The organism is Caecibacter sp. AF58-12pH5A, from assembly GCF_027681725.1.
Taxonomy (GTDB): domain Bacteria; phylum Bacillota; class Negativicutes; order Veillonellales; family Megasphaeraceae; genus Megasphaera; species Megasphaera hominis.
Genome location: NZ_JAQDBC010000057.1, coordinates 1 through 9,770 on the forward strand (window position 1 = coordinate 1; position 9,770 = coordinate 9,770).

Consider the following 9,770-nt stretch of genomic DNA (forward strand, 5'->3'; position numbering starts at 1 on the left):
TATGCAGCAATACGATGTTGCTTATTGAATCGATTTACACAAAACTCTTGACACACCCAAAAGGTTTCTTCCGGATTACTGGGGATTTGAAACATCTGCGTAAATGATATTGGCAGTTGTGGCAATTGCAAAGGATATACAAAAAGGATTTCTCCCTTGTCTGTATTTATCCAATATATATTCTTATGTTCCTCATTTCCCAACCACTCTAGGGCCGCCTGAATTTCCTTTCGTACATTAGTTGCAATGGGATAGCTTGCACTTTCTATACGACCATAGCGTGTCTGACACGGCTGTCCTTTAAACATGGTACGTAGCGTAACTTCCATTCCGCCGGCAAGCTTTACTTTAGGCATCTTCTCTTCCACATTTTGAACTGGAATACCGAAAGCATCGACAGATTTAGATTGACCTGTATCTTTCCGTAATTCGGCCTGCAACAATGCCTGATTTATAATCTTGGTAAATTTTCCGTCTTTATCTATGACTGGTACATTTTGCTCGATTAGCCGTTCAGATTCAAAGACAACAGACAAATTTTCTGTATCCTGTTTCTTTGATTGGTTCTCAGTTGTATCTTTACTATAAAATTGAAATAATAATGTAAGTGCTTCTGATACATGATCACGCTTTTCCAGCATTTGAAATGCAGCGTTCGTCAACGCCTTGTGCAAAACTTCCGGGTCAGTAAAATAATTTGTTTCTCCCATCAGGATTTGCAGCGGTTGGCAATCAGGAATCAGCGTAGATAATTCAGTTGGAACCTTTGTCATTGATATGTTAAATTTATTAAGATATTTTTTATTCCAATTGCTTTCTGTACATAAAGCCTTAATTTCTGCTATCGACTGAGAAGTTAGCTCTTCTGGCTTTAAGTTTTTTATTTTTTTACTTATATCTTCATTAGTCACCTTATATAGTGGTGTTAGGTTCATTCCTGGGTAAGACCCTTGATTTGTGCCATATTTTCTGATTCCGACTGCATAATCCACAGGTATTGCGCGAATATCTACAATTTTTCCATGTGCCAGTGTAATGCCCAGGCATGGATTTTTAGCACGGATTTTGGGAAGCCGCAAATATTTTAAATGCCATACATCCATTTGAATATCTGCCTTATGCAAAGCTCTGGTCAGCTCGTATAATTCGTTAATCACGTTGCATCGCCTCTTATCGGAAATTCCAACACGCCCTTACGGATACAGATATTTGTATCATAAACTGCACGATAATCAGATTTATACCCATCTGAAAACACGCTGCGATACATGGATGGAATCATAATATCCGGCATATCATTGCATACATGCGTCGTCGCCCTAAATGGACCTACATAAGATGGTGTAAATTCGCTCCATCCTAGTGACAACGTCGCGAATGATTGACCTTTTTTAAGACGTTTGTAAAACATCTCTTGATAGGCGTGTCCAGGTGAGGTTGTTCTTCGATCCCAAGCCAATGTCTTGGCCGATAACTTGCGTTTGTCTGGATTTGTAGTTACATCGGCATATAGCCGGTAACACACATCCAGTAAAACAGTGGCATACAGCTGATAATTGTTATCTTTTTTAATATTATTCGGACTTCGCAATGGTCCTCCATAATTTGTTACATAGGAATGATATTGTGGCCGTGCACAAAGTTCTACTTTGCGAGGCATTACCAGTACTGCCGGACCCCAAAGAATGCTTTCAAAAATTCCTCGAACAGCCGAATAAGTTGGAGCAGGATAGCTACATGGTGAATCACCACAATCTGGCCGCGTCCACATAGCCGTATTACCAGCAATTTCCATTTCCACATGATACAACTTATTATCCAAAATATATCAGCTCCTTTCGCATTGCTCGTTTTCGTACATACGCATCGTTTTGCACACGTTTGTTTCCCTTATTATATCACATTGTAAACAGCAAAGTGAATACTTAAGCCATACTAATCTGACATAGCCCAACGTATAATTCATCCCGCGTTTGCTTTTCAGGCATCTAAGCTATATGTTGCTAAAATTAGGCCATCTACTGGCCTAAAATTCAGTGTTAATTTGATGAAAAACGGATTTTTTACGTTCTGAATTGACCCGCTTTTTTCGAATAAAACTGACCCGCTTAACCCGACAGCATCTTTCGAGCCAATGAAAATATCGCTGGCCCCAATCCCAGGCTATATATGACTTGAAGATTCTCTAGCTTTACGTTATACTAAATACAGAAGCTTCAGAAGAAGCCAAATCTGCGCCAGCCCGCATGGCGATTGTCTTGGTAGGGGTTTTCTTAAAGAAATAAGGTTCTGTCATGACAGATTTTTCAATCAGCGCCGATTTTTGTCGTTTCAGCCGCAGGGGAATGCGGGTTTTAGGAGACAGGGTTTCTACAATTTAGCCCCTTTCATGCGTCCTTTTTGCGGCCGACCTCTCACACCACCGTGCATACCGTTCGGTACACGGCGGTTCTCTAGTTTTCACGGGCTTGCTCATAATAGGCCGACAGGGTTGTGTACCCCAGTCGGTCTATTTCTTTATTGCTAAGGATTACGTTCAACATCAATGCCGCTCTCCATATTGTATGTGTCAACGTTTTCTCGGTGAAATCTTCATCTATGGGAGTGTGACAAAACGCGAAAGCATTTTGTCCACTTCCTTTTTTTTAAGAATGACCTTTGAAAAATGGGCGCAAAGCCCCTTTCCTCTTAAAGCAGTATTTTTACAGGTTATGCGGCTTTCTGCAAGCGTAGTTTTTTATTACCACAAAAGGAGGTCCGCTGTCTCGAAAGAGTCGGCGGACCTCCTTTGCTGTTTGGATCTGTGTTATTTCACAGCCCCGTTTCTTTTGTCCATTCGTTCACTAATTTTCTTGCTTTCTCAATGTCTGTCTTCGTTAACTTGGCAAACTCTTTTATAACTTCCCACTCATCGTTTGTAGCCCGTATTTGATGCTGGCCTCGTGGATTTTCAGACTTCTTTCGGCCAGCCCCTTCACGGGTGCCGCCCCATTTGTTTTCTTCTGTCATCGCATTTTACCTTTCACAAAGACGTAACCGCCCACGCACCACATAACCACAGCTGTAGCAAGAACTGCATAATCCAAAGCGTCCAAAGCATTGAAATTTATATTCACAATGCAATGCAATGACAACAGAGAAGACACTAGAAAAATAAACTTATCTGTTTTCATGATTTGCGAAATGTGCTATACTTGAGGTGACAGGGGGCAAGCCGCCTCCCAGGTTGTTATCATTCTCGTAAGTGCTTTACCGCCAAGGCGATTGTCAGTAAGCCCGAGACGATGGTGACAACCTTTTCTATCCTCTCAAGTATTTCCATTGCTTCACCTCCTTTTATGATTATATCATATCAAATATTTTTGAATTTTGTTAATCATTTTTCTAGTTTATTCTACCCGTACATCCTTTATTTTTAAGGGTGTACGGGCTTTTTTTATTGCTGAAAATCGGGAAAAGAGGCGCATCTCAAAATGGATGCGTAGTGGAAAAGTATCGTGCAACGCACGATGGATTAGGATATTACAAAGCGGCGTAAAGTATAGTATAATTTCAAAAAAATACTCACGAATAACATACAACAAATAATAAAAACTCCCGAAATAACGCAAATCAATGAATAATAACTAACACGAATCATCATATTGAATAACGAAAAAGTATAAAATATATACTTTTGTATAATTTAAAAACAAGAGGGAAAATTATATAATGAACTAAGAAATAGTAATTTAATTATAAAATTACTTAATATATTATGGCAAATCAATACTAAAATATTCTAATTTCAAGGAGTCTTATCAACATGAATTCATTACATCCACCGTCAGCTTAACAATCGTACAGCGTACATACCAACAGCAATATAGGTCTTGTATGGGCAGGGAACCTTCGGTACGCTGGCACGAGTGGGAAGGAGAATCGCTATGAGAAAACAGTACAACACTCTAACCATGCTAGTCTTAGCCAGCCTATTCACCATGACCCTCAGCGTACCCCAAGTTCAAGCCAGTATCCTGATTGGCACTGTCGACCCTAACACAAATACTGTGGCAGAGACAAAATTCCCTGAAAACACACCTGTGAAAGTGATTCCGGAAGAATCTATCGTCATCGTCGACGACGCCGTCCACGTATCGGAACTCACCAAACAGTCCGAATACAACATCATTACCCTGAGTGGAGACGATGCAAAAGTTGTCGTAACCGGTGGCAATGTCGTAGAAGGTAAAAACTATGCTACGCCTAGCCTGGCCGCCGCCTACACCATAGAAGACGTTACGCCCGTCTTAGGTAATAAGGTAGTCATCGAGAAGGGTGCTGAAGTGCTGATAGCGCCTACAGCAGATACAGATAGTCCCGTTTTGGCCGGTGGCTATGCAGAAGCCGCTGCTGCCCAAGCCAATGAAGTAATCGTGCGCGATGCCACCTTGATTATTGCCAAGGAGGCCCCGTCCAACGTCCTTACGGCTGCCGTGCTTACTCAAGATGTAAAGCCGGTTAACGCCTCTCTCTATGGCGGCGCCGGCAATAACCTGGCCCAGGACAATACAGTCAGTCTTACCGATGTAAATATCAATGAAAACACTGAACTCACTATTGCCGGTGGCTACATCCATGACGAAGGCAGCGCCGACAAGAACGAAGTCAGCCTCACCAACCTGAACCTCGATCCGGATTCGACCTATATTTCTGAAGTCGCTGGCGGCAATGCCTATAATGGCACAGCCAATGAAAATACCGTAGCCATTACGCAAGAAACGGCTGTGCCCGTTGAGCTCGGTGATGTCTATGGTGGCTATACCTACGAATCCACAGCCAATAACAATACAGTCACCCTGAAAGGCACGGAAATCGCTGCGGCTGCAGCAAACACCAATGCCCTGACCCCGCTCCCGGAAAAAAGCCTTCAGGCGGACTATGTCGCCGGTGGGGATACGTGGGATGAAGCCGCGAACGAAAACACCGTTTCCCTGACCCAGGCCTATGCTTATACCGTCATTGGCGGCACGACAGGCAATGCCGTAGCGAACGGAAACGAAGTTTCCCTCACCCAATCCTTTGCCGGTCAGACCACAGGTGGCACCGTCCGGGCCTATAGCCTCGAAGTCACGGACACCATCACCGCCGATGCCAACAAAGTCACTGGTACAGACAACAGCATGTACATGGTCTATGGCGGTCATGTAGAAGGGAACGGATTCCAGTATAACTACCCGTCATATCAGCTCCAGTCCGCAAACGCAATCTTGGCAGACACCTCCAACGAAGACATCCTCAAACCGACCCTCCAGGCCAACGATAATCGCGTCGACCTCAAAAACGGTACCGTCTATGATGAAGTATACGGCGGCTTAGTCGACACGGGTTTTGGCATGGTCGATGCAGTGCTGATGACCACTGCGGCACAACAGCCACAAGAGCCATCCGTACCTAAAACCATCGAAACCTACCGCGCCGATAGCAACAACGTCCACCTGGAAAACATGGACGTATCCGGCAATATCTATGGCGGTAAAGCAGACAAGATGCAATCCTATGGCAGCTACGATAATTCGGAAAACACCCTCCATGCTGACACGAACACGGTCGAACTCGTGGGCGGCACCGCTGCAGCAGACATTACCGGCGGCGAAGTCTCCACTGGCGGCAGCACTGGGGGATTGCTTAGATCCGTGAACGTAGCCGTTGCAACTCCGGCCTCTTCCCCTTCCACCTATACGCTGGCAGCCGATGGAAATGAAGTCCATATCAAGGGTACCACCGTCAACGGCAGCATCTATGGCGGTAAAGTCACAACGGAAGTCTCAACCTGGTATTCGCTGCTAAGAAAGGAACCCACAGCCCACGCCAACAACAACAAAATTACCCTGGCAGACGCCACCATCAGCTATGATCCGCCTATGACATATGCAAACAGTCTGGCCAGTGCAGCCCCGGTCTTGCGCGTTGCCCGGGCATTGCAGTCACCGCAGGTCATCATCGGCGGGTACACCCCTGTCGGTGAAGCCTCCGCCAACAGCGTAGAACTCACAAACGCCAACGTAAGCAACGACCAGCTCACCATCTACGGCGGCCTCGCACCCGACACGGCCTCGCAAAACCGCGTAGCCATCACCGGCACAACCGACGCCAATGGCGCCCCCTCCATCCAGACCGGCAACCTCTACGGCGGCAAAGCCGGCAGCCAAGACACAGCGTACTCTTACAGCAACGGAGAACGTGCCTTGCGGCTTACGACCGATAGTGAGGGAAATGGCACGTACACAGCCGGCATCGCCAGTGCTGGCAACGCCATTACCCTGACCAACGTACATGCAGCCGACGTCTACGGCGGCAAGGCCGAAGCCAATACCTCCCTTACGCCGGTTGACCCGGACGGCAACGATGTGGTCCAACAACAGCTGAAGCTGAATTCCTTGAGCGCCACCGTCACGGCAGCAGCCAACGGCAATAATGCCAGCCTCACCAATAGCCAGGCTGACACCGTCTATGGCGGCACTGTCTCCGGCGAAATTCAAGAGGCCAGTGATGCAGCATATTACCTTGGCGTAGAACCGGATCAAACAAAGTTGAGCCTGGACTTCCAAGCCAATGAGAACACCGTAACCCTGCACCACGCCACCATCGGCAGCGTCTGGGGCGGCTACACAGCCAGCTCCGAACAGTCGTCAACGCCTATCTTTAACAGCGTCGTCCTGCGTGCAGTGATTGCTAATCCGGCGTACTACGAAGTAAGCGCTGGCAGTGCCAATGACAACCAAGTCTACCTCGACCAAGACGCCATCGTTACTGACCTGGCCATCGGCGGCGAAGCAGCCGCTGGCACAGCGGATAGAAACCTCCTCTCCCTGAACGGCGTCAGCGTCGGCCCGGCAGCAGGTGAAGCAACCCCTTACCCGTTTACTTCTATATACAAATGGTCTATTTCACCGGCATCGGCAAACTTCACCGGCACGCTCCTGGCCGGCGGCATTGCCCACACGGGTGAAGCCTCCGCCAATACCGTCCAGATAAAAAATACCACCCTGAACAGCCAGCTCACGCACATCCTCGGCGGCTGGGGCAGTACCCATCGCGACAGCAACACCCTCGACCTGGCCTTAGCCAGCACGGCAGATGCAGATAACCAAGTCATCGTCGCAGCCGGTATCGCTGAAGACGGCCATGCCAATGGCAACACCCTGACCCTCACCGACACGGGCAGCGGTACCTATCACACCATCATCGGTGGCCTCTCAAAAGACGATTATCCGACAGAATCCACCTATGGCGCTTCTGGCAATACCGTCACCGTCAGTGGTATCACCATGGAAACTAGCTACATCGACGAGAACGTAACAGATCGGCCCGTCATCATCGGTCTCCAAGGCGGCCGGGCCCTCGCCGGTGACGCCACAGGCAATACGCTCCAGGCGACAAACAGCGACCTTACCCTCACCGTCGGCGGCTATGCCGAAGCAGGAAATGCTACAGGAAATACAGTCCGCATCATCGACTCCCAGGCAGATGTCCTGGCAGATGGAACGCTGCCCGGCTTCGTAGCCGGTGGCATGACCCGCATGGGCAGCGAAGCCTCCGGCAACTACGTCACCGTGACGGATCACTCGGACATCGCTGCCATAGAAGGCGGCTACGCCTCCCTCGGCAACTCTGCCGGCAATAGCGTCTACCTCGCCAACAGCCACTCCGGCCTCGTCGTTGGCGGCGGCACAGGCAGCACCCTCTCTTCACTGATTACGGAATCCTTGACGTATGAAGCATCTACCATGGGCGACGCCAAAGGAAATGAAGTCCTCATCGACGCTGACAGCACCGCAGACAAAGCCCTCGGCGGCATTTCTCTGGACCTGCAGCTTCAGGCCGGACCTGACGCAATCCTCATGGCAGCACCCGTTTTAAGCCTATCTGCCGGACCTGAGCCCATCAACAGCGGCAACGCCCTCAACAACACGGTCACCCTCAAGCAAGGTACCGTCACCACCAGTATCGTCGGCGGCTTCTCCCAATCCGGCGAAGCCAGCGGCAACACCCTCAACCTCTACAGCGGCACAGCCGGCACCACCGATGCGGACGCCAATTCTAGCAGCCTTAACATCGACCCGAACCTCATCGCCGGCGGCTACGCTATGAACGGCGCAGCAACAGGCAATACAGTCAACGTATACGGCAGCAAACTAGGCACCATGATGAGCCTCTACGGCGGCTACAGCCTCACCGACAGCCGGGACAACACTCTCAACATGTACACCAAAGACAACACCGTACAAAACCTGGGCTACTTCCAAAACCTCAACTTCTACGTCCCGGAAGACACGGTCGCCAATGAAACCCTGCTCACCGTTACCGACACAGCCGACGTCAGCAACGCCGCCATCCAAGCGGGCATCCAAGAATCTACCAAACTCAGCCCGGGCGAACACATCAACGTCATTTACGACGCCAAGGGCCTTGCTACCGACGGCGCCACCTACCACATGATGCCAGGCCTCGACAAAGCCATCGACACGGGCTTCGTCCTGCACCAAGTACGCATCCACCAGCAAGACCCCTATACCATCGTCCTCGACATCCCTGAAAACGACCAGCCCGCCCTTCACCCGGATACCAAACTCATCCCTGAAGAACGCACTGCGGCCATCAGCCGCCTCAACAACGCAGCTGACTTCGCCCTCAGCAACGCCTACGACGGTGCCCTCGCAGCGTGGGAACAAAACGAAGTCAAAGCCAAATTCGCACCCTACATCGTCCTAGGCGGACACGACCTCCGCACCGACACGGGCTCCTACATCGACACCCAAGGCTTCAACGGCAACCTCGGCTTCGTCCGCCGCACCTACCATGAAACCTACGCCGATACGATCATGCCCTTCGTAGAATACGGCAACGGCAACTACACAGCCCACCTGGACAACGGCGCCAGAGCCGACGGTGACCAACACTACACCGGCGCAGGCCTCCTCGTCAGACGCGACAAAACAAATGGCCTCCACTACGAAGCCATGCTAAGAGCCGGCCGCCTGGACAGTGACTTCCACACCCAAATCCTAGGCTACCAAGCCAGCTACGACACCAACACGCCCTACATCAGCGCCCACCTGGGCCTCGGCAAGCTCTGCCAAAAACAAAACAACAGCACCTACGACATCTACACCAAATTCCTCTGGACCCACCTGGCCTCCGACACGGTAACCCTCCACAGCGGCTTGGGCAACAGCCAATACAACCTGGACAGCGTAAACGCCTACACTGCAAGACTAGGCTTCCGCTGGACCAAAACCCTCAGCCCGTCCAAATCCTACTACGCAGGCCTGGCCTGGAACTACGAATTTGGAGACAACGCCAAAGCCCACTACGGCCTCCTGGAAACCCCGACAGCCGGAGTCAAAGGATCCAGCGCCCTGTTTGAACTAGGCTGGCAAAGCCAGATCACAAAAGAAAACCCCTGGGGCGCCAAAATCCAAGTAACAGCCTGGACAGGCATCCAAAAAGGCCTAACCTACAGCGCCACCATCAGCAGAGCCTTTTAGAAAAAGCAAAGACGAGAAAAAACTCGCTGACGCAAAGCAAGGACTCCCTTCCCCGCTCATCCCCAGCTTGATGAGCGAGAGAAGGGGATCAGTGGTTAAGTGATTCTCACTCTATAGCGAAGGAAAAAGTTGAGGATCCGCTGAACCGTAAAATAAAATCATATGGTGTATCAAATCAAATGGGGATGTGACAAAATGAGAAATCATTTTGTCCACATCCTCTTTTTATTTGCATCTTGA

Annotated in this window: 4 protein-coding genes; 1 reads left to right on the top strand and 3 read right to left on the bottom strand. The window is 49.5% G+C overall.

The genetic code is table 11. The features are described 5' to 3' along the window. The 3 genes from PGX44_RS13425 to PGX44_RS13435 form a co-directional block, all read right to left on the bottom strand. A partial coding sequence (locus PGX44_RS13425) for a hypothetical protein (protein ID WP_498855767.1) occupies positions 1 to 1,157 on the bottom strand: 1,157 nt, incomplete at its 3' end. Continuing rightward, complete coding sequence (gene cas5, locus PGX44_RS13430) at positions 1,154 to 1,822, bottom strand: CRISPR-associated protein Cas5 (protein WP_498855768.1); 669 nt, start codon at positions 1,820 to 1,822, stop codon at positions 1,154 to 1,156. The genes cas5 and PGX44_RS13425, both read right to left, overlap by 4 nt. Positions 1,823 to 2,811: 989 nt before the next feature. Further along, positions 2,812 to 3,009, bottom strand: a complete 198-nt coding sequence (locus tag PGX44_RS13435; RefSeq protein ID WP_498855769.1) for a hypothetical protein — start codon at positions 3,007 to 3,009, stop codon at positions 2,812 to 2,814. A 917-nt stretch (positions 3,010 to 3,926) separates the two neighbouring features. Between PGX44_RS13435 and PGX44_RS13440 the strand changes: the two genes are divergently transcribed. Then, entirely contained in the window at positions 3,927 to 9,530 is a 5,604-nt protein-coding gene (locus PGX44_RS13440) for a hypothetical protein (RefSeq protein ID WP_498855770.1), read from the top strand. Positions 9,531 to 9,770: the final 240 nt, after the last annotated feature.